Source organism: Kitasatospora sp. NPDC051164, from assembly GCF_044455625.1.
Classification (GTDB): domain Bacteria; phylum Actinomycetota; class Actinomycetes; order Streptomycetales; family Streptomycetaceae; genus Kitasatospora.
The window spans coordinates 352,729-377,197 of record NZ_JBITFB010000003.1 but is presented as its reverse complement, the minus strand read 5'-3'; the positions used below and the strand labels follow the sequence as shown (position 1 = coordinate 377,197).

Sequence of the window (24,469 nt, the reverse complement as noted above, 5' to 3'; positions counted from 1 at the left end):
GTGACGACCCGATGACCACCGTGATCGAGAACAACCAGAAGAACGATCGTCTCGAAGTCGGAACCCCGCTCCTGGAGGTCAAGGACCTCCACGTGGAGTTCCACACCCGGGACGGGATCGCCAAGGCCGTGAACGGGGTCAACTACTCCGTCGCGGCGGGCGAGACGCTCGCCGTGCTCGGTGAGTCCGGCTCCGGCAAGTCCGTGACGGCGCAGACCATCATGGGCATCCTGGACATGCCCCCGGGCAAGGTGACCCAGGGCGAGATCCTGTTCCGCGGCCAGGACATGCTCAAGATGAGCAACGAGGGACGCCGGAAGATCCGCGGCCAGAAGATCGCGATGATCTTCCAGGACGCGCTCTCCGCCCTCAACCCCGTGCTCAGCGTCGGCTACCAGCTCGGCGAGATGTACCGGGTGCACCAGGGCGCCTCCAAGAAGGAGGCGAAGGAGAAGGCCATCGAGCTGATGGACCGGGTGCGCATCCCCGCCGCCCGGCAGCGGGTGAACGACTACCCGCACCAGTTCTCCGGTGGTATGCGCCAGCGCATCATGATCGCGATGGCGCTCTCCCTGCAGCCCGACCTGATCATCGCCGACGAGCCCACCACCGCCCTGGACGTGACCGTCCAGGCCCAGGTGATGGACCTGCTCGCCGAGCTGCAGGCCGAGTACAACATGGGTCTGATCCTGATCACCCACGACCTCGGCGTCGTCGCCGACGTCGCGGACAAGATCGCCGTGATGTACGCGGGCCGGATCGTGGAGACCGCCCCGGTGCACGAGCTGTACGCGAACCCCGCGCACCCGTACACCAAGGGCCTGCTCCGCTCCATCCCGCGCCTGGACCAGAAGGGCCAGGAGCTGTACGCGATCAAGGGCCTGCCCCCGAACCTGCTGAAGGTCCCGGCCGGCTGCGCGTTCAACCCCCGCTGCGATGTCGCCACCGACCTGTGCCGCACCGAGATCCCGGCGCTGCACCACGTGACGGACAAGGACGGCAAGGAGCTCACCGGCCGCCGCAGCGCGTGCCACCTCTGGAAGGAGACCCTCCATGGCTGAGAAGATCCTGGAGGTCAAGGACCTGGTCAAGCATTACCCGCTGACCCAGGGCATCCTGCTCAAGAAGCAGGTCGGCGCCGTCAAGGCGGTCGACGGCATCTCCTTCGACCTGGAGAAGGGTGAGACGCTCGGCATCGTCGGCGAGTCCGGCTGTGGCAAGTCCACGCTGGCCAAGGTGCTGATGAACCTGGAGCGGGCCACCTCCGGCCAGGTGCTGTTCAAGGGTGAGGACATCTCCACGCTGTCCGGCTCGGCGCTCAAGGCCGTCCGCCGGAACATCCAGATGGTGTTCCAGGACCCGTACACCTCGCTCAACCCGCGCATGACGGTCGGCGACATCATCGGTGAGCCGTTCGAGATCCACCCCGAGGTGGCGCCCAAGGGCGACCGCCGCAAGGCCGTCCAGGACCTGCTGGACGTCGTGGGTCTGAACCCGGAGTACATCAACCGGTACCCGCACCAGTTCTCCGGCGGCCAGCGCCAGCGCATCGGCATCGCCCGCGGCCTCGCGCTCAAGCCGGAGATCATCATCTGCGACGAGCCGGTCTCCGCCCTGGACGTGTCCGTCCAGGCGCAGGTGATCAACCTGCTGGAGCAGCTGCAGGGCGAGTTCGGGCTCTCCTACATGTTCATCGCGCACGACCTCTCCATCGTCCGGCACATCTCCGACCGCGTCGGCGTGATGTACCTGGGCAAGATGGTCGAGATCGGCACCGACGAGCAGATCTACGAGAACGCCACCCACCCGTACACCCAGGCGCTGCTCTCCGCGGTTCCGGTGCCGGACCCGACGGCGCGCGAGTCCCGCGACCGGATCATCCTGACCGGTGACATCCCCTCGCCGGCCAACCCGCCGTCCGGCTGCCGCTTCCGCACCCGCTGCTGGAAGGCGGAGGACCGCTGCGCCGAGGAGATCCCGCTGCTCGCGGTGCCCTCGGTGCTGAAGGGCGCGGCCGCGCACGACACGGCCTGCCACTTCCCCGAGGTCCGGGAGCAGGCCGCGGCCTGACCCCCGCTCTCCCCGGAAGGGCCCGTGGCTTCCCGCCACGGGCCCTTCCGTCATGCTGTGGATCCGGCGCCGCGTCAACTCCGCAGGGGGTCACGGCACCCGTCCGGGTGTACCCGACTCGCGCCCTCGCTGGGGCGCGCTTCTCATGGGGTGTGATGCGACACACACCATGAGGAGGGACCTCCATGCCCGTAGCCGCCCGCGCTCGTTGGGTCCTCGCCGTTGCGACGTCCGTGGCCCTGGTGGCCACCGGGTGCAGCAGCGGCGGCGGAGGCAGCGGCAGCTCGTCGGACACCAGCAAGACGTTCAGTTACCAGAGCAACGAGCCGCAGAACCCGCTGCAGCCCGCCAACGCGAACGAGGTCGGCGGCGGTCGCATCATCCAGAACCTCTTCAAGGGGCTGGTCGACTACAACCCCAGCAACGCCCAGCTCCGCATGCAGGTCGCGAGCGCGATCGACACCAGCGACTCCCAGACCTTCACCGTCACGCTGAACGACGGCTGGACGTTCCACGACGGCACCCCCGTGCAGGCCAAGAACTTCGTCGACGCCTGGAACTGGGCCGCCAGCCCGGCGAACAACCAGATCAACAGCTCCTGGTTCTCGGACATCGAGGGCTACCAGGACGTCCACCCGGCCACCGGCAGTCCGACCGCGGCCAAGATGTCCGGGCTGACCGTCACGGACAACCTGCACTTCACCATCAAGCTGAACCACAAGGTCTCGTACTTCGAGTACAAGCTCGGCTACATCGCCTTCTCCCCGCTGCCGGACGCCTTCTTCAACGACCCGGCCGGGTACGGGCAGAAGCCGGTGGGCAACGGCCCGTACCAGTTCGTCAGCTGGGCGCACAACACCCAGGTGGTCACCAAGTCCTACCCGGGCTACAAGGGCGTGGACAAGCCGAAGAACGGCGGCATCGTCTTCAAGATGTACACCACGTCCGAGGCCGCCTACGCCGACCTGCAGTCCAACAACCTCGACGTGATGGACCAGGTCCCGCCGTCCGCGCTGGCGACGTACAAGAGCGACCTCGGCGACCGGGCGGTGGACTCCCCGCAGGGTGCCATCCAGAACATCGGCTTCACGCTCTACCAGGCCGACTGGGCCGCGCCCGAGAAGGCCCAGGTGCGTCAGGGCCTGTCGATGGCCATCGACCGCGCGACCATCACCAAGACCGTGTTGCAGGGCTCCCGGGCGCCGGCCAGCGCCTGGGTCGCCGAGGGCGTCCAGGGCTACAAGGCCGGAACCTGCGGGGACTTCTGCAACTTCGACGTCGCCAAGGCCAAGCAGCTGATCCAGCAGGGCGGCGGCGTCCCCGGCAACAAGGTGCTGATCACCTACAACGCGGACGGCGGCCACAAGGAGTGGGTCGACGCGGTCTGCAACTCGATCCGGCAGAACACCGGCGTCGACTGCCTCGGCGACCCGAAGCCGGACTTCAAGACCGCCCGCCAGGCCATCACCTCGCACCAGCTCGACGGCGCGTTCCGCACCGGCTGGGTCCAGGACTACCCCTTGAACGCCAACTTCCTGGCCGACGTGTACCGCACCGGTGCCGCCTCCAACGACACCGGCTACAGCAACCCCCAGTTCGACCAGATGTCCACCCAGGCCGACGAGGCCCCGAGCGTCAGCGACTCGACGACCGGTTACCAGCAGGCCGAGGCCGTGCTCGCGTCCGGCATGCCGACCATCCCGCTCTGGTACTACCGCACCAACTCGGGCTACTCGACCAAGGTGCAGAACGTGAAGTTCGACTCCTTCGGCAACCCGGCCTGGACCCAGGTCGAGGTCAAGGGCTGATGCCCCGGCCCTGATCCCCTCGCGCCGGCCCCGCCCTCCCCGCACGGAGGGCGGGGCCCGGTCTCCCGGCCGACCGGCCACCCGGTCGGGCACCTAGGAAGGAGGCCCGGATGGGCAGTTACGTGCTGCGGCGGGTGCTGCAGATGATTCCGGTGTTCTTCGGCACCACGTTCCTGATCTTCGTGATGGTCTACACGCTGCCGGGCGACCCGGTGGTGGCGCTGTTCGGCGACAAGGCCGCCGACCCGTCCGTGGTCGCGAGCATCAAGCACACGTACTACCTGGACCAGCCGGTCTGGAAGCAGTACCTGCACTACATGGGGAACCTCTTCCAGGGGGACTTCGGCACCAGCTTCACCGGCCGCCCGGTCGCCGACATCATGGCGGACGCCTTTCCGGTCACCATCCGGCTGGCACTGCTGGCCTTCGCCTTCGAGATCGTCGTGGGCCTCGCCTTCGGCGTGGTCTCCGGGCTGAAGCGCGGCAGCATCGCGGACACCCTGGTATTGGTCCTGACCCTGGTGGTGATCTCGATCCCGGTCTTCGTGCTCGCCTACATCGCCCAGACGGTGTTCGCCACCAACCTGGGCTGGACCACGCCGACGGTGCAGGACAGCTACGACCTCACCCAGCTGGTCCTGCCGGCGGTCGTCCTGGCCTCGCTCTCGCTCGCGTTCGTCGCCCGGCTCACCCGGACCTCCATCGGCGAGAACCTGCGGGCCGACTACATCCGCACCGCGACCGCCAAGGGCCTGCCCCGGCGGACCATCATCACCCGCCACCTGCTGCGCAACTCGCTGATCCCCGTGGTCACCTTCCTGGGCACCGACCTCGGCGCGCTGATGGGCGGTGCGATCGTCACCGAGGGCATCTTCAACGTGCAGGGCATCGGCAACGTCCTGTACCGGGCGATCAACCAGAAGGAAGGTCCGACCGTGGTCGGCATCGTGACCGTGCTGGTGATCATCTACCTGATCGCCAGCCTGCTCGTCGACCTGCTCTACGCGGTCCTGGACCCGAGGATCCGCTATGCCTGACGTCCACGACGAGGACTCGTACCAACCGCATCCGAAGCCGGGCGTCTCGCACCTCGACTACGCGGGGGAGCAGGGCATGGCGGTCGAACAGGAAACCCTGATCGAACCCGACGCGGAGAAGCGGGAGGAGGCCCGCAGCCTCTGGGGCGACGCCTGGCGGGACCTGCGGCGGCGGCCGATCTTCCTGATCTCGGTGCTGCTGATCGTCCTGCTGGTGCTCATGGCGATCTTCCCGTGGGCCTTCACCGACGCCAACCCGCGCAAGGCCGACCTGGTGCACGACTACCTCAAGCGGCCCGACTGGACGGACTTCTTCGGCGCAGGCTGGTTCGGCTACGACGCCCAGGGACGGTCCATCTACGCCCGGGTGATCTACGGCGCCCGTGCCTCGATCACCGTCGGCATCGTCGTGACCGCCGGGGTCACCCTGCTCGGCGGGCTGACCGGCATGGTCGCCGGGTACTTCGGCGGAGCCGTCGACGCGGTGATCTCCCGGATCATCGACATCTTCTTCGGCATCCCGCTGCTGCTCGGCGCCCTGGTGCTGTTGAACGGGTTCGCCAGCCGTACGGTCTGGGCCGTGGTGTTCGCGCTGGTCGTCCTCGGCTGGACCCAGATCGCCCGCGTCATGCGCGGCGCGGTGCTGACCGTCAAGCAGTCCGACTACGTGGTGGCGGGCCGGGCGCTCGGGGCCGGGACCGGGCGGCTGATGCTCCGGCACATCCTGCCGAACGCGGTCGCGCCGGTGATCGTGGTGGCGACCATCGCGCTCGGCGGCTACATCGCGACCGAGGCGACGCTGAGCTTCCTCGGCATCGGCCTGCAGGAACCGACCATCTCCTGGGGCATCGACATCTCCTCCGCCCAGAAGGTGATCCGGACCGCGCCGTACGTGATGTTCTTCCCGGCCGCGGCACTGTCCATCACCGTGCTGGCCTTCATCATGATGGGCGACGCGGTGCGCGACGCCCTCGATCCGAAGCTTCGCTGAGCGAGGGGAGCACACCGTGGGTACAGCGGCGCAGACCACCGAGCGCGAGCGCGGGACCCCGTACGAGGGGCCGCTGCTCGACGTGCGGGACCTGCACGTCGAGTTCGTCACCAGGGACGGCGTCGCCAGGGCCGTGAACGGGGTCAACTACTCCGTCTCGGCCGGCGAGACGCTGGCCGTGCTGGGCGAGTCGGGCTCCGGCAAGTCGGTGACCGCGCAGGCGATCATGGGCATCCTGGACATGCCGCCCGCCCGGATCCCGCGCGGCGAGATCCGCTTCCGGGGCCAGGACATGCTGAAGATGAGCAAGGAGGAGCGGCGCAGGATCCGCGGTGGGCGGATCGCGATGATCTTCCAGGACGCGCTGTCCTCCCTGAACCCGGTGCTGTCGGTGGGCTTCCAGCTCGGCGAGATGTTCCGGGCCCACCGGGGCGTCTCCCGCAAGGAGGCGAAGGACAAGGCCGTCGAGCTGATGGACCGGGTGCGCATCCCGGCAGCCAAGGACCGGGTGAACGATTACCCGCACCAGTTCTCGGGCGGTATGCGCCAGCGCATCATGATCGCGATGGCGCTGGCGCTGGAGCCGGACCTGATCATCGCGGACGAGCCCACCACCGCCCTGGACGTCACCGTGCAGGCCCAGGTGATGGACCTGCTGGCCGAGCTCCAGGCCGAGTTCCACATGGGTCTGATCCTGATCACCCATGACCTCGGCGTGGTCGCCGACGTCGCGGACAAGATCGCCGTGATGTACGCCGGCCGCATCGTCGAGACGGCCCCGGTCCACGACCTGTACGCGCGCCCCGCGCACCCGTACACCCGGGGCCTGCTGGACTCCATCCCACGGCTGGACCAGAAGGGCCAGGAGCTCTACGCCATCAAGGGCCTGCCGCCCAACCTGCTGCGGATCCCCACGGGCTGCGCCTTCAACCCGCGCTGCCCGCGCGCGCAGGACATCTGCCGGGCCCAGGTGCCGGAGCTGTTCCCCGTCACCGAGGACGACGGGACACCGCTGGAGGGGCGCGGCAGCGCCTGCTTCTTCTGGAAGGAGACCCTCCATGACCGCTAACGGGGCCAGCGCACTGGGCGCGGCGATGCCGGAGGAGGTCGCCTTCACCCAGGAGGTGCCGCGCGGCGAGCCGATCCTCGAAATTCGGGACCTGGTCAAGTACTTCCCGCTGACCCAGGGTGTCCTGTTCAGGAAACAGGTCGGCGCCGTCAAGGCGGTCGACGGGGTCAGCTTCGACCTGATGCAGGGTGAGACGCTCGGTATCGTCGGCGAGTCCGGCTGCGGGAAATCCACGCTGGCCAAGGTGCTGATGAACCTGGAGCAGGCCACCGGGGGCTCGGTCCGGTACAAGGGGGAGGAGATCTCCCGACTCTCCGGCTCGGCGCTGAAGGCCGTCCGCCGGAACATCCAGATGGTCTTCCAGGACCCGTACACCTCGCTGAACCCGCGCATGACGGTCGGCGACATCATCGGTGAGCCGTTCGAGATCCACCCCGAGGTGGCGCCCAGGGGCGACCGCCGCAAGGCCGTCCAGGACCTGCTGGATGTGGTCGGGCTCAACCCGGAGTACATCAACCGGTACCCGCACCAGTTCTCCGGCGGCCAGCGCCAGCGCATCGGCATCGCCCGCGGTCTCGCGCTCAAGCCGGAGATCATCATCTGCGACGAGCCGGTCTCCGCCCTGGACGTGTCCGTCCAGGCGCAGGTGATCAACCTGCTGGAGCAGCTGCAGGGCGAGTTCAACCTGTCGTACATGTTCATCGCGCACGACCTCTCCATCGTCCGGCACATCTCCGACCGGGTCGGTGTGATGTACCTCGGGCGGATGGTCGAGATCGGCAGCGACGCGGAGATCTACGACCACGCCACCCACCCGTACACCCAGGCGCTGCTCTCCGCGGTGCCCGTACCGGACCCGACGGCGCGCGAGTCCCGGGACCGGATCGTCCTCACCGGGGACGTGCCCTCGCCGGCCAACCCGCCGTCGGGCTGCCGCTTCCGCACCCGCTGCTGGAAGGCGCAGCAGCGGTGCGAGGTCGAGGTGCCGCTGCTCGTCGCGCCGTCCTGGCTGGCCGGGGCGGCGTCCCACGACTCGGCGTGTCACTTCGCTGCGGAGCGCGAAAGTGAGCAGAGCGCTGCGGAGCGCGAAAGTGAGCAGAGCGCCGCGGAGCGCGAGAACGGGCAGGGCGGCGACTGAAGGTTTCGTCCCAAGGGCGCGTCCTCGTGTCGGGGGCGCGCCCTTGGCCGTCCGTCCCGTGATGGAAAAGAGATCTGCCGCAGGCTCGCCAAGTGCGGCCCGGTCCTTGATAGTTGCTCTGCGCCTATCGATGCTCGCTGCTGCGCGGAGGAGGGCTGCCCACATGGACGCGGTGGAGGTGATCAGCGGCGGACGGGAGGGCCTGGAGCCAGGGACCCCGTTGCTGGAGGTCGAGGATCTGCACGTGGAGTTCCACACCCGGGACGGCGTCGCCAAGGCCGTCAACGGGGTGAGTTACGCGGTGTCGGCCGGCGAGACGCTGGCGGTGCTGGGGGAGTCCGGCTCCGGCAAGTCGGTGACGGCGCAGGCCGTCATGGGCATCCTGGACATGCCGCCGGGGCGGATCACCTCGGGGCGGGTCCTGTTCCGCGGCGAGGACCTGCTGACCATGAGTGCCAACGCCCGGCGGGCCGTGCGGGGCCGGCGGATCGCGATGATCTTCCAGGACGCGCTGTCCGCGCTCAACCCCGTGCTCAGCGTGGGGTACCAGCTGGGCGAGATGTTCCGGACGCACCACGGCGTCACTCGCAAGGAGGCCCGGGAGAAGGCCGTCGAGCTGATGGAGCGGGTGCGCATCCCGGCCGCCCGGCAGCGCGTCGGCGACTTCCCGCACCAGTTCTCCGGTGGTATGCGCCAGCGCATCATGATCGCGATGGCGCTGGCCCTGGAGCCGGACCTGATCATCGCCGACGAGCCCACCACCGCCCTGGACGTGACCGTCCAGGCCCAGGTGATGGACCTGCTGGCCGAGCTGCAGGCCGAGTTCAACATGGGTCTGATCCTGATCACCCACGACCTGGGGGTGGTCGCCGACGTCGCGGACAAGATCGCGGTGATGTACGCGGGCCGGATCGTGGAGACCGCCCCGGTGCACGAGCTGTACGCGCGCCCGGCCCACCCGTACACCCGGGGCCTGCTGGACTCCATCCCGCGCCTGGACCAGAAGGGCCAGGACCTGCACGCCATCAAGGGCCTGCCGCCCAACCTGCTGAGGATCCCGGAGGGCTGCGCCTTCAACCCCCGCTGCGACCGGGCGCAGGACCGATGTCGGAGCGAACTCCCGCTGCTGGTGCCGGTGGCGGGCGAGCACGGGGAGGAGCCGGCGGGCCGCCGCAGCGCCTGCCACTACTGGCGCGAGACGCTGCACGGCTGAGCCCGTCCGGCGGCCACCGTGGCTACTTCACGAAGCCGACGTTCTCCCAGACGATGTCGGACAGGCCCTGCGCGCCGATGTTTGCGAGGTCGGCGCGGGCGCCGTACAGCTGCGGGCGCTGGTAGAGCGGCAGGACGCCGGCCACCTTCCAGAGTTCGCCGTCGGCCTGGTTGATGGCTTCGGAGGTGGTGGCGGCGTCGGCCGCGGCGGCGGCCCGGTCGAGCGCGGCGTCGACCGCCGGGCTGCCCGCGCCGACGTGGTTGGTGCCGCCGTTCTGGACGAAGTTGGCGCGGTTGCCGCTGGCCGGGAAGGGGGTGCCGAGCAGCGAGTAGGCGGTGAGGTCGAAGTCGCTGCGGTTGATGTACTTGTCGAAGAACTCGTTGACGGGGGCGGTCACCGTGCTGACCTTGATCCCGACGTCCTTGAGCATCTTGGTGGTGGTGGCGGCCTCGTTCTGGGCCTGGGTGACGCCGACCGGGATGACCATCCGCAGGTTCAGCTCGCGGCCGTCCTTCTTGCGCACGTCGCCGTCGAGCTTCCAGCCGGCCGAGTCCAGCTTGCGGGCGGCCTCGGCGGGGTCGTAGCGGGCCAGGCCCAGCGAGTTGTCGCGGTAGCCGTTCTGGTTGGCGACCAGCAGGTGGTTGTTGAGCGGGACGGCGGGCCAGTCCAGGCCGTTGAGGTCGGAGCGGATGACGGCGTCCCGGTTGATCGCCTGGAACACGGCCTGGCGTACGGTCGCGTCGCTCAGCGCGGTGCTGCGGGCGTTCAGGGTGAGCTGGCGGAAGTCCGGGCCGCCGGCCCGGCGTACGACGGCGCCCTTGGTGTTCCTGATGGTCTGGTAACCGGCCACGTCCGGGCCGTTGTTGACGAGGTCGAGTCGGCCCTTGGCGAAGGCGGCGGCCATCTCGTCGGGGAGCATCGCGTGGAAGACGATCCGGTCCAGCATCGGCTTGTCGCCCCACCACGCCGGGTCGGCGACCAGGGTGACGGTCTGCGCGGCGCGGTCGAGCTGCTCGACCTTGAACGGGCCGGCGGTGACCGGGATCGCGTCCAGGTAGGCGGTGTTGAACAGCTCCGGGGTGGAGATCCGGCCGGCCGGCAGCAGCGGGGCGTTGCCGGCGCCGTTGAACATCGACTGCCACTCCGAGAACGGCCGGTCGAAGGTCATCACGGCCTGGAAGTCGTCCTTGCCGCGCTCGACCGAGGAGACCAGCTCGAAGCCGGTGCTGCTGGACGGCTTGTAGGCCGGGTCCTTGCCGTTCAGGGCCCGCCAGTTGGCCTCGATGTCGCGCCAGGTGATCGGGGTGCCGTCGGACCAGTGGGCCTTCGGGTTGAGCGTCCAGGTGACCACCTGCCGGCCGTCCCTGAGCTCGGCGTGGGCCTCCTGCAGGTAGGCCGGGTTGACGGTCTGGGTGCCGGCGGCGTCCGAGCGGAAGAAGGTCGGCAGCAGCGGCTTGGTGACGGCGATGGTCGAGGACTCGCTGCCGTCGTTGTGGATCGGCGACCACTGGTGGGAGAACTGGGCGATCGCCAGGTTCAGGGTGCCGCCCTGGCGCAGCCGGCCGCGGTCGTGGGGGTTGATGTCGACCGAGGTGAGCTTGGGTGTGGCGGGGGCGGACGGCAGTGCGTCGGCGCCGTCGCCGCCCTGGCCGGAGGCGCAGGAGCAGAGCGCGAGCGAGAGGGTGAGGGCGGCGAGGCCGGCGAGCAGAGCCGTCCCGTGGTGCTGGAGGCGGCGGGCCATCGGCGTGCTCCCCGAGGTGGATGTGGCGGAAGGTGTGGCGTCACATCTTGCTGACCGGAAGGGGGAGTTGTCGAGGGGCGGGACCGGATGCGGGCCCGCCCCCCGACGGGAGGCCAGGACGTCAGGCGGGGAACTTGAAGGTGCGGTCCTTGTCGCCGGTCTTGTCGAAGACCGAGGCGATGCCGTCCGCGACGTCCTGCGGGGTGATCGCGACGAGCTGGCCGTTCTTCTTGAACTTCATCTTGTCGAACACACCGCCCAGCTGGGCGGTGAGCGCGTCGAGGTCCCACTTGGGCACGATCTTGCCGGAGGCGTCCGGGACGAGCGTGAGCGCCTTGGAGGCGGTCTTCGCACCGAAGTCCCAGGGCTTGGTGCCGGCCAGGACGTGCACCTTGCCGCTGGCCACCTGCTTGCCGAGGCTGTCGGCGGCGGCCTGCAGGGCCTGGGTGGAGACCTTGGGCTGGGCGGCCGTGACGGCGAGGGCGATCGGCTGGTCGGGCTTGCCGGCCGCGCGGTCGCGGTAGGCCTGCTCGACCACGTCCAGGGCACTCGCCGAGTCGACCGCCTGGCCGGCCCGGCCGGGGACGACGACCGGCTCGCCGTTGTCGCCGAACTTGACGTAGCCCTCCTGCAGGCCCTGGCCCGAGCCGGCCGCCAGTGAGTCGAGGGCGGCCTTGAGCTTGGCCCGGTCGACCTTGACCTCCGGCGCGACGGCCTTGCTGCCGCCCTGGAGCGACTTGATGACGTCGACCGGGCTGTAGCTGTGCTGCGCCAGGTCGTCGACGGTGGCGGTGGTGTCGAAGCTCAGCCCGGCGACCGTCGGGTCGAGGTCCACGGCCTGGTCGCCGATCTTCAGCTTGAGCGGTTGCTGGCCGGCCTTGCCGACCGACTCGTCCAGCGAGTGGATCGCCTGGTCACGGCTGTTGCCGCCGATGTCGGTGCCGAGCACCACGGTGCCCTTGGGGACGTCGGACTGGTTGAGCATCAGGCCGGTGCCGTACGCGGCGGCGCCGAGGAACAGCACGCCGGCGATGCCGTAGACGCCCAGCTTGACCAGCTTCTTGCCGGCGCCGCGCTTGGCCTTGGCGGGTGCGGCGGCGGACTGGGCCTTGCCGGGAGCCGGGGACGGTGCCGGGGTGGGCGAGGGAGCGCCCTGGGCGGCCTCGGGCCGGGGGCCGGTGCCCGGGGCGGGCAGCGGGGTGACCTCGGTGACCTCGGGGTCGCGGCCGGGCTGCGGGCCCGCGCCGGGCGCGCCCGGGAAGAGCCCACCGGGGCCCACCGGGGCGGCGGGGCCGTCCTGGCCGGGGGCGGCCGGGCGCTGGGTGGCGAACGGGTCGGTGCCGGTCGGCGCCGAGGCGAACAGGCCCGGCTGCGAACGGCCGTCGGCACCGCGCGGGGCGCCGTTGCGGGGCGGGCCGGATATGCCGGCGGGCGGCGGGGTGTTCTCGCGGATCGGCTGGAAGCCGTCGACCGAGGTGTCCTCCGGGCTCGGCTCGGCGCCCGGCGCACCCTGCGGGAGCGGACCGGTCGGGCGGCCGTTCGGCTGGAAGCCGTTCTGCGGGCCGCCCTGGCGGGGGCCGTTCTGTCGCGCCCCGTTCTGTCGCGCCCCGTTCTGCGGGGGACGGTTCTGCTGGGGGTGGCCGCCGCGCGGGCCGCGCGTGCCGGCGTCGGGACCGGGGGCCGGGGCGAACGGATCGGCGACGGGCGCGAAGGGATCCGCGACGTCGTAGATGCCGGGCTCCTCCGCCGGGGCCTCGGGGCGGTACGGCGCGGTGGAGGCGGGGTTCGACGCCTTGCCCTGGGCGGGCACCGGACGGCCCTTCGGGGCGCCGTTGGCGCGGGCGGCGGCGCCCCCGGCCGGGCGGGCGCCCTGCGGCCGGGGCTCGGCGGCCGCGGCCTCCGGCGCGCTCGGGGCACCGGCCGGCACGGCGGCCGGGGCGGGCTCGGCGGCCGACGCCTTCTTCTGGCGCGGCCGGAACCACGCACCGGTGGACTCGGACTCCGAGGTCGCCGGCGGGATCGGCGGGATCTGCCACTCCGGCGGCAGGTTCGGCGGGGTGGCCGTACCGGCGCCGCCCTCCATCACGCCGAGGACGGGCGAGGCCGGCGCGGAGCGGTGGCGCGGGCCGCCCTGCTCGGGGGCGGCGGCCGGGGCCTCCTCGGCGGGGGCGTCCTCGTTCTTGACGGTGCTGCGGACGACGACCGGCGGGATCGGACGCGAGCCGGGGATGTTGATCCGGACCCGGGTGGTCAGGGTGGTCTCGGTCTTCGGGCCGTCGTCCTCGCCGCCGTCCGAGGTGCCCTGGCCGGCACCGGCCGCGGCCCGGTCGCCGCCGGGAAGCCCCGGCGTGCCGTAGGGCGGGGTGCCCGACGGGTAGGCGTCCGGGCCCGTGCGCCGAGGCGTCGGGTGGGCGTTGTCAGATTCGCGGCTGCTCAATGCTGCTCTGCTCCGGGTTCGCGGGCGGGCCGTGTGGCGCGACCGCGGTTCGTGGTCGCCGGGCCCGGCTGGGGCGGGCGGCGGTCGGGTACGGCGTTCTGCGGGACCACCATACTGGGAAGAACTGAGCGGTGAACGGCTTCGGACAGATCCTGATACGTCCGGTTCCTCCGGTATGAGAGTAAGGCCGGGTACTCCTGACTGCGCGTCGTACGCGGTCCGGTACGCCGCGCTCGTCCGGGGTCAGCGCGGCGGGCCGGGCACCCCGGGGAACCAGCTGGTGCGGGTGGGCAGGGTGGCGCAGATCACGCCCAGTACCGAGCCGGCGAACAGCCAGGCCAGCGAGGTGGCGTTGGACCAAAGGACGTTGTCGCCCTCCGGCCGGGGCACGATCAGCAGCAGCATCGCCAGGAACCAGCCGGCCGCGGGCGCGCCCGCGCCGAGCCGGGTACCGGTGATCCGCAGGCCGCCGTAGAAGGTGGCGGCGGTCGCGGCGAGGGCGAGGAGGACTCCCACGGGCGGCCACAGGGCCTGCACAAAGGATCCGCAGATCGACACCGCGATGCCCAGCAGGAAGAACAGGACATAGGCCGCGATCCGGGCGGCGCGCGGGGGTTGAGGCTCGGCCAGCCGCTCGTCGCGGGTGCCGAGGACGGTCGCCGGGATCGAGCGGCGCGGCGGCCGGGCGGCGGGCTTGCTCATCACATGTCCTCCCCGGCGCTCGCGGGGTCGTCGTCGAGGCCCGCGAACAGGTCGTCCTCCGGATCGCCGGGCCCGGCCTGGCCGTGCACCAACTGGTAGTACTCGGTGGCGAGCAGGGGCTGGCCGAGGTTGTTGGAGAGCGCGAAGAAGGCGCCGTCCACGGTGATCTGGGTGGCGTGCGCGGCCATCGCCGCCGCCTTGCGCCCGGCGTACGCGGCGCCGTCCAGCGCCGTGGTGACCGCCTCGTCGGCGACCACGCCGGGGACGTCGGACGGCTGGGACACGCCCGGGAAGGACGACTTCGCGGCGGTCTCCGCGAGCCCGGCCTCGATCACCGAACGGGGCATCCGGTTCCAGTACACCTTGGCGATCCGCCAGGCCGGGCCCAGTTCGGGGCGGTACGCCGGGTCGGCGGCCAGCTCGTACGCGCGCATCGCGACCCGGTGCGCCTGGATGTGGTCCGGGTGCCCGTAGCCGCCGTTCTCGTCGTACGTGACCAGCACCTGCGGCCGCACCTCGCGGATCACCGCGACCAGGTGGCCGGCCGCCTCGTCCACGTCCGCGCGCCAGAAGCAGCCGGGCGCGTCGTTGTCGGGCACGCCCATCATCCCGGAGTCGCGGTAACGGCCCGGGCCGCCGAGGAAGCGGGCGTCGGTGACGCCCAAGGCGCGCATCGCCTCGGTCAGCTCGCCGATCCGGTACGCGCCGAGAGTGTCGTCCCGATCGGCCGTCAGGTGGGCCAGCTCCGGGGGGATCACCTCGCCGCCCTCGCCGAGGGTGCAGGTCACCAGCGTGACCCGGGCGCCCTCGGCGGCGTACCGGGCCATGGTGGCGCCGTTGCCGATCGACTCGTCGTCGGGGTGCGCGTGCACCAGGAGGAGTCGGCGGCCGGTAGTCGCGGTCATGGGAGGAAGCCTAACCACCGGCTCGCGGGGGTCAGAGCTTCAGGCCGTTGATCATCCCGGCGAGGTTGCTGGTGACCTGGCTGATCGACGGGGCGATCGAGCTGGAGGCCAGGTAGAAGCCGAGGAGCCCGCAGACGATCGCGTGCCCCAGCTTCAGGCCGGAGCGGCGGATCAGGACCACCACGATGACCAGCATCAGCACGGCTGCGGAGATGTTCATGGCCATGTCGGCTCACACCCCTTCTCGGGCGCGCCACCCCGGGGGAGGGCGCGATGGGACGGTGCGGGACTGGGGCTGCGGGTGGCCGGGGCCCGGGACGGGGCCGACGATCACGCGCCTGACAAGTCATACCCGATGAGTAAGGGGAGCATTACATTCAGTGAGGCCTCGCGCGCCGGGGCACTGTGGCACTCACGGGGCGCATGGGCCGGTCGGAGGGGGTATCCGCCTCTTTGGGGCGTACTTCGCGACGATGCTCCGAACGAGTGATCACCAGCCTCCCGACAGCGGCAGTTCGGCGTCGTAGGGTCTGGTGCCATGACCTCCCACACCCCTGCGGACACCTTCCCCCGGCAGTACGCGCGGACCCTGCGCTACACCGTCGGCGCGCCCCGCTCCTTCTCCGTCGCACCGGACGGCTCGCGGGTCGTCTTCCTCCGCTCCCGCTCCGGCAGCGACCGGGCCAACCTGCTCTGGACCCTCGACACCGCCACCGGCGAGGAGCGGATCGCCGCCGACCCGGCGGTCCTGCTCGGCGGCGGCGAGGAGGACCTGTCGCCGGCCGAGAAGGCCCGCCGCGAGCGCAGCCGCGAGAGCTCGGCCGGTGTCGTCGGCTACGCCCTGGACGCGGCCGGCGGGCTGGCCGCCTTCGCCCTCTCCGGCCGCCTCTTCACCGCCGACCTGGCCGCCGGCACCACCGCCGAACTGCCCGCCCGCGGCCCGCTGCTGGACCCGCGGCCGTCCCCGGACGGCGCCTACGTCGCGTACGCCAACACCGTCGGTGAGCTGCGGCTGACCCGGACCGACGGCAGCGGCGACCGGGTGCTCGCCGAGCCGGACGGCCCGAACGTCACCTGGGGGCAGGCCGAGTTCATCGCCCAGGAGGAGATGGACCGCGACCGCGGCTTCTGGTGGTCCCCGGAGGGCGACCGGCTGCTGGTCGAGCGCGCCGACGACGGCCCGGTGCGCCGCTGGTGGATCGCCGACCCGGCCAACCCGGACCGCGAGCCCGCCGAGGTCGCCTACCCGGCGGCTGGCACCGCCAACGCCGAGGTCGGCCTCTGGGTGTTCGACCTGCACGGCGGACGCACCGAGGTGGTCTGGGACCGTACGGCCTTCCCGTACCTCGGCCGGGTGCACTGGTCGAAGGGCGGCGTGCCGCTGCTGCAGGTGCAGTCCCGCGACCAGCGCAGTCAGCGGATCCTCGGCCTGGACGTGGCCACCGGCACCACCGAGGTGCTGCACGAGGAGGAGGACGAGGCCTGGCTGGAGCTGTTCCGGGGTGTCCCGGCGTGGACCCCGGACGGCAAGCTGGTGCGGATCTCCGACGAGGGAGGGGTCCGGGCGCTGGTGGTCGGCGACCAGGCCGTCACCGGGGCCGACCTGCACCTGCGGTCGGTGGTCGCGGTCACCGAGGACGAGGTGATCTTCACCGCCTCCGGTGGCGCCACCGAGGCCGACCCCGAGCCCGGCTGGATCGCCGTCGGCCGGATCAGCCACGACGGCAAGCGGCTCGGCTGGGAGTCCTCCAACGGGCGGCCGTTCACCTCCGTCACCAGCGCCGTGCACGGCGGCGGGATCACCGTGCGGGCCACCGCCGAGCCCGACCTGCCCGGCACCCTGGTCCAGGTCGCCCGCGACCTGCCCGAGGGCGTGGTGGTCGACGACGTCGCCACCATCGCCTCCTACGCCGAGACCCCGGTCATCACCGCCCGCCCGGTCTTCCGCTTCGCCGGCGAGCGCCGCATCCCGGCCGCCGTCTTCCTGCCCACCGGCTACGACCGCGAGCGCGACGGCCTGCTGCCCGTCCTGATGGACCCGTACGGCGGACCGCACGGCCAGCGCGTCGTCCAGGCGCACAACCCGCACCTCAACTCGCAGTGGTTCGCCGACCAGGGCTTCGCGGTGGTCGTCGCCGACGGGCGCGGCACCCCCGGGCGCGGGCCGGCCTGGGAGAAGGCGATCGCCTCCGACTTCGCCGGGGCCACCCTGGACGACCAGGTGGAGGCGCTGCAGGCGCTCGCCGAGGAGTTCCCGCTGGACCTCGGCCGGGTCGCCATCCGCGGCTGGTCGTACGGCGGCTACCTCTCCGCGCTCGCCGTACTGCGCCGCCCGGACGTCTTCCACGCGGCGGTGTCCGGCGCCCCGGTGACCGACTGGGAGCTCTACGACACGCACTACACCGAGCGCTACCTGGGCGACCCGGCCGAGCGGCCCGAGGTGTACGCCGCCAACTCGCTGAGCGGGTACGCGGCCGGGCTGGAGCGCCCGCTGATGATCATCCACGGGCTGGCCGACGACAACGTGGTGGCCGCGCACACCCTGCGGCTCTCCTCGGCGCTGCTCGCCGCCGGGCGCCCGCACACCGTGCTGCCGCTGTCCGGCGTCACGCACATGACCCCGCAGGAGGAGGTCGCGGAGAACCTGCTGCTGCTCCAGGTCGACTTCGTGAAGCGCGCGCTGGGGGCGTGAGCCGAGAAAGCCCCTGACCTGCCCTTTCCGCGGCCGGTGCCCCTGACGGGGGTACCGGCCGCCGGCATGACATCCGTCATGCCGAAGGCACGACGGCGGACACTGCCGCCGGCACCCGCCCGCGCGGGACTCTGAGGTGGTGCGAACAGCACCGGACGCGACACCATCAGGGAAGAGGAGCCGGGCGATGGACACCGAGGTGGCCGCCTTCCGCGGCGTGCGCAAGAGCTACGGGCGAGTACGCGCCGTGGACGGGCTGGACCTCGTGCTGCGGCCGGGCGAGACCGTCGCCCTGCTCGGCCCGAACGGCGCCGGGAAGTCCACCAGCCTGGACCTGCTGCTGGGACTGCGCGAGCCCGACCAGGGCAGCGTGACGCTCTTCGGCGGCACCCCACGGGCGGCGATCGAGACCGGCCGGGTCGGCGCGATGCTGCAGAGCGGCGGGCTGATGTCCGACGTCAAGGTGCGCGAGCTGGTCCAGCTCGCCTGTGACGTACACCCCCGCGGTCGGTCGGTCGCGGGGGTGCTGGCCGACGCGGGGGTCACGGAACTGGCGGAGCGCCGGGTCGACAAGCTGTCCGGAGGCCAGGAGCAGCGGGTCCGCTTCGCCCTGGCGATCGCGGGCGACAACGACCTGATCGTGCTGGACGAGCCCACCACCGGCATGGACGTCAGCGTCCGGCAGTCGTTCTGGGCGAGCATGCGGGCGCAGGCCGACGCCGGGCGCACGGTGCTGTTCGCCACCCACTACCTGGAGGAGGCCGACTCGATCGCCGACCGCGTCCTGGTGCTGCACCGGGGCCGGCTGATCGCCGACGGCAGCTCCGCGGAGATCAAGGCGCGAGCCGGCGCCCGCCGGATCGCCTTCGAACTCCACGACGGCGACGGGCAGTTCGACGAAGGCCTGCTGCGTGCCCTGCCGGGGGTGCGGGCGCTGGACGTCACCGCCCGGATCCCCGGGGTGCGGACGGTGCGGATCCGCACCGCGGACGCCGACGCGAGCGTCGCCGGGCTCTACCGGGCGGGCCTGTACCCGCGCGGGCTGGAGGTCACCGGCGTGGGCCTGGAGCAGGCCTTCCTGACCATCACCGGCGAGCTGGACCGCGAGGACGCGGCCAACGACACCGCCGGTGACGGCGCCCCCGACGGCGCTCACGACGCCGCCCCCGACGCCGCTCACGACGCCGAGAAGGAGACCGTGCGATGACCACCCTGATCAAGCTGGAGATCCTGCGGACCCTCCGCAACCGGCGGTACCTGTTCTTCACCGTCGTCTACCCGGCGCTGATGTACATCTTCTTCATCCACGCCTACGGCGCCGCCGACCAGGCCGGCGGGCTGCCGGTGAAGACCTACTTCATGGTCTCGATGGCCACCTTCGGCGCGGTCGGCGCGGTGCTGACCGGCAGCGCGCAGCGGATCTCGCTGGAGCGCAAGAGCGGCTGGACCCGCCAGCTGCGGCTGACCGCCCTGCCCGGCCGGGCGTACACCGTCGGCAAGATCGCCGCGAGCTCGGTGACCACGCTGCCGGCGATCCTGGTGGTCTTCGCGGTCGGCGTCGCCCAGGGCGTCTCGCTCACCGTGCCGCAGTGGATCGGGCTGGGCGCCGCGCTGTGGCTGGGCAGCTTCGTCTTCGCGGCGCTCGGTGTTGCGCTCGGGTACGCGGCGGCGCCGGACGCGGTGCAGCCGATCGTGATGATCACCTACATGGCGATGGCGCTGCTCGGCGGCACCTGGTTCCCGGTGAGCGGCTCGCTGGAGAAGTTCGCCCGGTTCAATCCGGTGTACCTGTACAACCACCTGGCCACCTTCACCCGGCCGGGGCAGTCCCTGGACGCCGTCGCGGTCGCCGGGCTGGCCGGCTTCCTCGTGGTGTTCGTCGTCGCCGCGGCGGCCCTGTACCGCCGCGACACCCGCCAGGCATGATGATCGACATGAGCGACCCGCGTCAGACCCCCCGCCCCGACGAGCGGCCGGAGGTGGGTGTGGCGCGTGCGTCGTTCATGAACGTCCCCGGCTCCCCGGTGGAGAGCCGGCGGCAGCTGCTGGTCAAGGTCGCCTGGATGCTGCTGTGGATGGTCTACCTGGCCTACCCGGTGAGCCGGCTGGTGAACGGCGAGCACGACACGGCCGCGCGGGTGCTCGGCTGGAGCTGCCTGGCGTTCTTCGTGGCCGGCTATGTCCTGCTGGTGATCTTCCGCTCGACCGGGGGAATGTGGCCGCGCGCCTGCCGGGTGGTCGTCGCGGTGATGGTGGTGCTCGCGATCGCGTGCGCCGTCGTGCTCGGCGAAGCCTTCCTGACCCTGTTCATCTACACCTCGGTGTGCGTCGCGGTCATCACACCGGCGCGGTACGCGCTGCGCGCCCTGGCCGCCATGGCGGCGCTGATCGCCGCCGTCGGCCTGCTCATCCACGCGAGTACGGACAACATCGCCACCTTCGCGCTCAGCGGGTTCCTCTCCGGCGTCGCGATGACCGGCCTGCAGCGGCTGGTCGCCACCATGAAGGAGCTGCGCGAGGCCCGGGCCGCCGTCGCGCACCTGGCCGCCTCCGAGGAGCGGCTGCGGCTCGCCCGCGACCTGCACGACCTGCTCGGGCACTCGCTCTCGCTGATCACCCTGAAGAGCGAGCTGGCCGGGCGGTTCATGGACGCCGGCAAGGACGAGGCGGCGCGGGCACAGGTCGCCGACATCGAGCAGGTCGCCCGGCAGTCGCTGATCGACGTCCGGGAGGCGGTGACCGGCTTCCGCCGTCCGACCCTGCCGGTCGAACTCGCCGCCGCCCGTACCGCGCTGGCCGCCGCCCAGGTCCGGCTGGAGGCCGCGCCGGAGCTGGTGGACAGCTGGCCGGGGCTGGCCAACGAGGAGGCGGGCGCGCTGGCCTGGGCGCTGCGCGAGGCCGTCACCAACATCATCCGGCACGGCGAGGGCGCCACCGTCTGCACCGTGACGGGGGACGAGAGCTGGGAGGCGAGCGGCGAGCGCTACGCCGTCCTGGAGATCGCCGACGACGGTCACGGGACGGGCAAGTCCCAGCCGGGGAACGGGCTGTCCGGGCTGGAGGAGCGGCTGGCCCTGGTCGGCGGGCGGCTGGAGGCCGGGGCGGGGGAGCGCGGGAAGGGCTTCCGGCTGCGCGCCTCGGTGCCGCTGCGGACGATGTCCGCCGCGCCCGAGTCGTCGACGGCCGGCTAGCTGGGCGGGCGGCAGCTCCAGTACGAAGCGGGCGCCGCGCGGGGCGTGGGCGACGCGCAGGGTGCCGCCGTGCCGGGTGGCGACGTCCGCGGCGATGGCCAGGCCCAGGCCGCTGCCGCCGGCGTCCCGGCTGCGGGCCTCGTCGAGCCGGGTGAACGGCTCGAAGATCCGTTCGCGGTCCTCCGGCGGCACGCCCGGGCCGTCGTCCCGGACGTCAAGGATGCAGCGGTGCGCGGTCTGCCGCGCGGACATCGCCACCTCGCCGGCCGCGTGCCGCTGGGCGTTGTCCAGCAGGTTGCGCACCAGCCGGTGCAGCCGGATCCGGCTGCCGCGCACCAGCACCGGGTCGGGCGCGTCCACCCGCAGGACGAGCCGGGCGCCGAGGACCGGGCGGTACTGGTCGGCGAGTTCGCGCAGCACGGCGGACAGGTCGACGGTGGTGAGCCGGCCGGCCGTCGCCGGGTGGGTGCCCCGGGCCAGGAACAGCAGGTCCTCGGTGAGCTGTTGGAGGCGCTCGACCGAGGTGAGTGCCTCCCGGGTGGCGGCCGGCCAGTCGGTGTGCTCGGGGTGGGCCAGCGAGACGTCGAGGTTGGTGTGCAGGGCCCGCGATCGGGCTGCGCAGCTCGTGCGAGGCGTCCGCGACGAAACGCTGCTGCTGGGCGGTCGAGCGGCAGCGGTTCGCGCCGATGGCGTGGGCGCCGGTGCTCAACAACCTGGTCGTGATCGGGGTCTTCGGCGCCTATGTCGGACAACGGTCCTTCTCCGACGCCGACTTGGCCGTGCTGGGCGCCGGTACGACGGCGGGCGTGGTCGCGCAGAGCCTGCTGCTGCTGCCCTGTCTGCGGGCCGCCGGGGTGCGGCTGCCGCCGCGCTGGGACTGGCGCGAGGCCGGGCTCGGCGAGCCGCTGCGGGCTGCCGGTTGGACGCTGCTGCTGGTGCTCGGCGACCAGGTCGGCTACTGGGTGGTGACCCGGCTCTACACGCTCGTCGGCTCGCCGGCCGCCGCGGCCGGGCTGCCCGGCGTCGGGTACACGGCGTACAGCAGCGCGTACCTGCTGTGGATCGTGCCGCACGGCGTGGTCACGGTGTCCGTGGTGCCGCACGCCCTTCCTGCTCAACCTGCTGCCCGTCGCCGCGACCGCGCTCGGTGCCCTGCTCTGCCACCGGCTGCTGCCGCTGCGCTGGGCCGTCACCGGGATGGCCGGCTGCTACGGCGGCTCCTTCCTGCTCACCGTCCTGGCCGCCTACCCGCTGCTGCGCAGGCGCCTCGGCCCGCTGCGCGTGCTGGGCACGCACGCCAAGCTGCTCGCCGCCGCCCTCCCGGCCGCGGCCGCCGCCTGGTGGGCCACCCGCTACGGCCTGCCGGCCGCCGGCGCCGTCCTCGCCGTCGTCTACCTCCTCCTCGCCCGTCTCCTCCGCATCGAAGAACTGTCCGCTCTCACCGAACGGTTGCGCCGCTCATGACCCAGCTTCCCGATGACATCGTCCGTACCCTCGACGGCCTCCTCCCCGAGGGCCACCCCCTGCGCGCCCAAGTTCCCCACCTGCGCGTCGAGTCCCGCTGCCGATGCGGTTGCAGCACCGCCCTCTTCGCCGGTGTCGAGGACGGCGCCCGCTCGGAGGTGGTGGCCGAGGCGGCCATCGGCTCCGACGGCGAGGTGCTCCTCTTCGCCGAGGACGGCCGGCTCTCCTGGCTGGAGGTCTGCTCCTGGAGCGACCCCAAGCTCACCCTCGCCGACGCCGCCCGCTACCTCCTCGGGGAACCTTCGGACCCGAGCTGATCGTCCTGTCGGGCATGTCCTCTGTCCTCATCCTCGGCTTCGACCCGCACACCGTCCCCGGCATGGACGGCGACGCCCTGCGGGCCGTCCTCGACGCCGAACTCGCCCGCTTCGCCGACCACGGCATCGACGCCGCGATGACCCTGGTCGCCCCCGACGCGACCGCCGAGCCCGCGATCGTCGCCGCGCTCGACGGGCACGGATGGGACGTCGTCGTCATCGGCGGCGGCATCCGCAAGCCCGAACCGGCCCTCCCCTTCTTCGAACTCGTCGTCAACCTCGTCCGCCGCCACGCCCCGCACGCCGCCATCGCCTTCAACACCAGCGGCGCCGACAGCGTCGAGGCCGCCCAGCGCTGGCTCTGACCCGCACCGCACCTGCACCCGCAGCCGTCGCTGCAGCCGTTGCAGGAGCCGGAAGGAGCGGGAAGTCGGCCGGGCCGACTTCCCGCTCCGGCTACTCCGCCGGGCTCAGGTCGGCCAGGCTGCGGCGGTAGGACAGCCCGGGGCGGTCGCCGAGCAGGACCTCGTCCACGAACCGGAAGCCGTTGCGGGCGAGGACGGCCTGCGAGGCCGGGTTGTCGACCGTGGTGGCGGCGGTCAGGCCGGTCAGGCCGTACGAGGTGGCGGCGAGGCGGCAGACCTCGGCGACGACGGCGGAGGCGAGGCCGCGGCCGGCGGCGGATTCGGCGATGCGGTAGCCGAGTTCGGCCGAGCCGTCGACGAGGTCCAGCAGGTTGACGCGGCCGATGAGGTCCCCGTCCGCGTCCCGGACGACGTGGAACCGGCAGGTGCCCTCGGCCTGTTCGGCGAGGAGCGCGGCGAGGCGGGCGGGGAACTCGGCGAAGTAGGCGTCACCGCGGTCCGGGACGGTGCGGGCGAAGTAGGCGCGGTTGGTGCGTTCGAAGGCCAGCAGGGCCTCGGCGTGGTCGGGGCGGAGGAGTTCCAGGGTCGGCATCCGGACAGTGTGGTCCCACGGGGACGCGGTGAACCACCGGAATACCTCCCGCAGCTCTGCCCCCACGGGCGGCTCGACTCGCCCTCTAAGGTCATGGCCATGAACGACACTGACAACGGGGCCTCGATCCGCGTGCTGCTCGCCGAGGATCAGGGGATGGTCCGGGAGGCGCTGGCCGCGCTGCTCGGACTGGAGGGGGACATCGACGTCGTCGCGCAGGTCGGGCGCGGGGACGAGGTGGTGGCGGCGGTGCTGGCGAACGAGGTGCAGGTCGCCGTGCTGGACATCGAGATGCCTGGCATGACGGGCATCGAGGCGGCCGCCGAGCTGAGCAGGCGGGCACCGCGCACCAAGGTGGTCATCGCGACGACCTTCGGCCGCCCCGGCTACCTGCGCCGGGCGATGGAGTCGGGCGCCGACGCGTTCCTGGTGAAGGACGCGCCCGCCTCCGAACTGGCCGAGGCGATCCGCCGGGTGCTGCGCGGCGAGCGGGTGATCGACCCGGCGCTGGCGGCGGCCGCGCTGGCCGAGGGCGCCAACCCGCTGACCGCGCGCGAGCGGGACGTCCTGGGGGCGGCCGCCGACGGCGCGGTGAACGCGGACATCGCCAAGCGGCTGCACCTGTCGGAGGGAACGGTCCGCAACTACCTGTCGATGGCGATCCAGAAGACCGAGGCCCGCAACCGCACCGAGGCGGTCCGGATCGCCCGCGAGAAGGGCTGGCTGTAACCGGCGGA

22 protein-coding genes and 2 pseudogenes are annotated in these 24,469 nt (G+C 72.0%); 17 read left to right on the top strand and 7 right to left on the bottom strand.

The features are described from left to right. Positions 1-11: 11 nt before the first annotated feature. The 8 genes from ACIBEC_RS06660 (at position 12) to ACIBEC_RS06625 (ending at position 9,326) form a co-directional block, all read left to right on the top strand. Positions 12-1,061 (top strand): ABC transporter ATP-binding protein, encoded by a 1,050-nt coding sequence (locus tag ACIBEC_RS06660; protein WP_360499917.1) that lies wholly within the window; start codon positions 12-14, stop codon positions 1,059-1,061. After that, positions 1,054-2,070 (top strand): dipeptide ABC transporter ATP-binding protein, encoded by a 1,017-nt coding sequence (locus ACIBEC_RS06655; protein WP_360499919.1) that lies wholly within the window; start codon positions 1,054-1,056, stop codon positions 2,068-2,070. Before ACIBEC_RS06660 ends, ACIBEC_RS06655 begins: the two co-directional genes overlap by 8 nt. A 185-nt stretch (positions 2,071-2,255) precedes the next feature. Beyond that, a complete protein-coding gene (locus ACIBEC_RS06650) occupies positions 2,256-3,878 on the top strand; it encodes an ABC transporter substrate-binding protein (RefSeq protein ID WP_360499921.1) in 1,623 nt (540 codons plus the stop codon). A gap of 110 nt (positions 3,879-3,988) precedes the next feature. Then, the gene (locus ACIBEC_RS06645; protein WP_360499923.1) at positions 3,989-4,915 is read left to right on the top strand and encodes an ABC transporter permease; all 927 of its coding nucleotides are present in this window, start codon (positions 3,989-3,991) and stop codon (positions 4,913-4,915) included. A gap of 76 nt (positions 4,916-4,991) precedes the next feature. Then, entirely contained in the window at positions 4,992-5,906 is a 915-nt protein-coding gene (locus tag ACIBEC_RS06640) for an ABC transporter permease (protein WP_360500082.1), read from the top strand. Positions 5,907-5,922: 16 nt separating this feature from the next. Beyond that, positions 5,923-6,975, top strand: a complete 1,053-nt coding sequence (locus ACIBEC_RS06635; protein ID WP_360499924.1) for an ABC transporter ATP-binding protein — start codon at positions 5,923-5,925, stop codon at positions 6,973-6,975. A 25-nt stretch (positions 6,976-7,000) separates the two neighbouring features. Next, entirely contained in the window at positions 7,001-8,113 is a 1,113-nt protein-coding gene (locus tag ACIBEC_RS06630; protein ID WP_360500085.1) for a dipeptide ABC transporter ATP-binding protein, read from the top strand. 163 nt (positions 8,114-8,276) lie between these two features. After that, entirely contained in the window at positions 8,277-9,326 is a 1,050-nt protein-coding gene (locus ACIBEC_RS06625; protein WP_360499926.1) for an ABC transporter ATP-binding protein, read from the top strand. A gap of 22 nt (positions 9,327-9,348) precedes the next feature. Here ACIBEC_RS06625 and ACIBEC_RS06620 read toward each other — a convergent pair whose 3' ends face one another. From ACIBEC_RS06620 to ACIBEC_RS06600, 5 genes are all read right to left on the bottom strand, one after another. Beyond that, on the bottom strand, positions 9,349-11,067 hold the full coding sequence (locus ACIBEC_RS06620; protein WP_360499928.1) for an ABC transporter family substrate-binding protein: 1,719 nt from the start codon (positions 11,065-11,067) through the stop codon (positions 9,349-9,351). A 121-nt stretch (positions 11,068-11,188) separates the two neighbouring features. Beyond that, positions 11,189-13,504 carry a peptidoglycan binding domain-containing protein gene (locus ACIBEC_RS06615; RefSeq protein ID WP_360499930.1) on the bottom strand — a complete coding sequence of 772 codons (2,316 nt, stop codon included), beginning with the start codon at positions 13,502-13,504 and terminating at the stop codon, positions 11,189-11,191. 243 nt (positions 13,505-13,747) lie between these two features. After that, positions 13,748-14,206: a DUF6113 family protein gene (locus ACIBEC_RS06610; RefSeq protein WP_360499932.1), complete on the bottom strand. Its 459-nt coding sequence runs from the start codon at positions 14,204-14,206 to the stop codon at positions 13,748-13,750. Beyond that, positions 14,206-15,111, bottom strand: coding sequence for an N-acetyl-1-D-myo-inositol-2-amino-2-deoxy-alpha-D-glucopyranoside deacetylase (gene mshB / locus ACIBEC_RS06605; protein ID WP_360499934.1), 906 nt, complete (start codon positions 15,109-15,111; stop codon positions 14,206-14,208). Before mshB ends, ACIBEC_RS06610 begins: the two co-directional genes overlap by 1 nt. Positions 15,112-15,142: 31 nt before the next feature. Continuing rightward, on the bottom strand, positions 15,143-15,337 hold the full coding sequence (locus tag ACIBEC_RS06600; RefSeq protein ID WP_360499936.1) for a DUF2304 family protein: 195 nt from the start codon (positions 15,335-15,337) through the stop codon (positions 15,143-15,145). Between the two features lie 312 nt (positions 15,338-15,649). Between ACIBEC_RS06600 and ACIBEC_RS06595 the strand changes: the two genes are divergently transcribed. The 4 genes from ACIBEC_RS06595 (at position 15,650) to ACIBEC_RS06580 (ending at position 20,994) form a co-directional block, all read left to right on the top strand. Beyond that, positions 15,650-17,803, top strand: a complete 2,154-nt coding sequence (locus ACIBEC_RS06595) for a prolyl oligopeptidase family serine peptidase (protein WP_360499938.1) — start codon at positions 15,650-15,652, stop codon at positions 17,801-17,803. 187 nt (positions 17,804-17,990) lie between these two features. Next, entirely contained in the window at positions 17,991-19,010 is a 1,020-nt protein-coding gene (locus tag ACIBEC_RS06590) for an ABC transporter ATP-binding protein (RefSeq protein ID WP_360499940.1), read from the top strand. Then, a complete protein-coding gene (locus ACIBEC_RS06585) occupies positions 19,007-19,729 on the top strand; it encodes an ABC transporter permease (RefSeq protein ID WP_360499942.1) in 723 nt (240 codons plus the stop codon). The genes ACIBEC_RS06590 and ACIBEC_RS06585 overlap by 4 nt, the downstream gene beginning before the upstream one ends. Positions 19,730-19,737: 8 nt before the next feature. Beyond that, a complete protein-coding gene (locus tag ACIBEC_RS06580) occupies positions 19,738-20,994 on the top strand; it encodes a histidine kinase (protein WP_360499944.1) in 1,257 nt (418 codons plus the stop codon). A 63-nt stretch (positions 20,995-21,057) separates the two neighbouring features. On the opposite strand, the pseudogene ACIBEC_RS06575 reads toward ACIBEC_RS06580, so the two are convergent. Next, positions 21,058-21,297: pseudogene (locus tag ACIBEC_RS06575) on the bottom strand (ATP-binding protein); the annotation flags it as partial. A gap of 383 nt (positions 21,298-21,680) precedes the next feature. Between ACIBEC_RS06575 and ACIBEC_RS06570 the strand changes: the two are divergent. The 4 genes and pseudogenes from ACIBEC_RS06570 to ACIBEC_RS06555 form a co-directional block, all read left to right on the top strand. Then, positions 21,681-22,049, top strand: a pseudogene (locus tag ACIBEC_RS06570) (lipid II flippase MurJ); the annotation flags it as partial. Positions 22,050-22,191: 142 nt separating this feature from the next. After that, positions 22,192-22,458, top strand: coding sequence for a hypothetical protein (locus ACIBEC_RS06565; protein WP_360500103.1), 267 nt, complete (start codon positions 22,192-22,194; stop codon positions 22,456-22,458). Next, positions 22,455-22,775 carry a hypothetical protein gene (locus ACIBEC_RS06560; protein WP_360500105.1) on the top strand — a complete coding sequence of 107 codons (321 nt, stop codon included), beginning with the start codon at positions 22,455-22,457 and terminating at the stop codon, positions 22,773-22,775. Before ACIBEC_RS06565 ends, ACIBEC_RS06560 begins: the two co-directional genes overlap by 4 nt. A 14-nt stretch (positions 22,776-22,789) precedes the next feature. Beyond that, positions 22,790-23,140, top strand: a complete 351-nt coding sequence (locus ACIBEC_RS06555; RefSeq protein ID WP_360499946.1) for a hypothetical protein — start codon at positions 22,790-22,792, stop codon at positions 23,138-23,140. A 91-nt stretch (positions 23,141-23,231) separates the two neighbouring features. Here the strand turns inward: ACIBEC_RS06555 and ACIBEC_RS06550 are convergent, their stop codons facing one another. Beyond that, complete coding sequence (locus ACIBEC_RS06550) at positions 23,232-23,732, bottom strand: GNAT family N-acetyltransferase (protein ID WP_360499948.1); 501 nt, start codon at positions 23,730-23,732, stop codon at positions 23,232-23,234. Between the two features lie 99 nt (positions 23,733-23,831). Here ACIBEC_RS06550 and ACIBEC_RS06545 point away from each other — a divergent pair, with 99 nt between their 5' ends. Next, entirely contained in the window at positions 23,832-24,461 is a 630-nt protein-coding gene (locus ACIBEC_RS06545) for a response regulator transcription factor (RefSeq protein WP_360499950.1), read from the top strand. Positions 24,462-24,469: the final 8 nt, after the last annotated feature.

Bases quoted from the DNA above. Each gene is read 5' to 3' on its own strand.
- ACIBEC_RS06560 (WP_360500105.1), top strand. From the start codon at position 22,455: ATGACCCAGCTTCCCGATGACATCGTCCGTACCCTCGACGGCCTCCTC.
- ACIBEC_RS06565 (WP_360500103.1), top strand. From the start codon at position 22,192: ATGGCCGGCTGCTACGGCGGCTCCTTCCTGCTCACCGTCCTGGCCGCC.
- ACIBEC_RS06640 (WP_360500082.1), top strand. From the start codon at position 4,992: ATGGCGGTCGAACAGGAAACCCTGATCGAACCCGACGCGGAGAAGCGG.
- ACIBEC_RS06585 (WP_360499942.1), top strand. From the start codon at position 19,007: ATGACCACCCTGATCAAGCTGGAGATCCTGCGGACCCTCCGCAACCGG.
- ACIBEC_RS06655 (WP_360499919.1), top strand. From the start codon at position 1,054: ATGGCTGAGAAGATCCTGGAGGTCAAGGACCTGGTCAAGCATTACCCG.
- ACIBEC_RS06650 (WP_360499921.1), top strand. From the start codon at position 2,256: ATGCCCGTAGCCGCCCGCGCTCGTTGGGTCCTCGCCGTTGCGACGTCC.
- ACIBEC_RS06630 (WP_360500085.1), top strand. From the start codon at position 7,001: ATGCCGGAGGAGGTCGCCTTCACCCAGGAGGTGCCGCGCGGCGAGCCG.
- ACIBEC_RS06550 (WP_360499948.1), bottom strand. From the start codon at position 23,732: ATGCCGACCCTGGAACTCCTCCGCCCCGACCACGCCGAGGCCCTGCTG.
- mshB (WP_360499934.1), bottom strand. From the start codon at position 15,111: ATGACCGCGACTACCGGCCGCCGACTCCTCCTGGTGCACGCGCACCCC.
- ACIBEC_RS06595 (WP_360499938.1), top strand. From the start codon at position 15,650: ATGACCTCCCACACCCCTGCGGACACCTTCCCCCGGCAGTACGCGCGG.
- ACIBEC_RS06660 (WP_360499917.1), top strand. From the start codon at position 12: ATGACCACCGTGATCGAGAACAACCAGAAGAACGATCGTCTCGAAGTC.
- ACIBEC_RS06590 (WP_360499940.1), top strand. From the start codon at position 17,991: ATGGACACCGAGGTGGCCGCCTTCCGCGGCGTGCGCAAGAGCTACGGG.
- ACIBEC_RS06600 (WP_360499936.1), bottom strand. From the start codon at position 15,337: ATGGCCATGAACATCTCCGCAGCCGTGCTGATGCTGGTCATCGTGGTG.
- ACIBEC_RS06620 (WP_360499928.1), bottom strand. From the start codon at position 11,067: ATGGCCCGCCGCCTCCAGCACCACGGGACGGCTCTGCTCGCCGGCCTC.
- ACIBEC_RS06610 (WP_360499932.1), bottom strand. From the start codon at position 14,206: ATGAGCAAGCCCGCCGCCCGGCCGCCGCGCCGCTCGATCCCGGCGACC.
- ACIBEC_RS06625 (WP_360499926.1), top strand. From the start codon at position 8,277: ATGGACGCGGTGGAGGTGATCAGCGGCGGACGGGAGGGCCTGGAGCCA.
- ACIBEC_RS06555 (WP_360499946.1), top strand. From the start codon at position 22,790: ATGTCCTCTGTCCTCATCCTCGGCTTCGACCCGCACACCGTCCCCGGC.
- ACIBEC_RS06545 (WP_360499950.1), top strand. From the start codon at position 23,832: ATGAACGACACTGACAACGGGGCCTCGATCCGCGTGCTGCTCGCCGAG.
- ACIBEC_RS06645 (WP_360499923.1), top strand. From the start codon at position 3,989: ATGGGCAGTTACGTGCTGCGGCGGGTGCTGCAGATGATTCCGGTGTTC.
- ACIBEC_RS06580 (WP_360499944.1), top strand. From the start codon at position 19,738: ATGAGCGACCCGCGTCAGACCCCCCGCCCCGACGAGCGGCCGGAGGTG.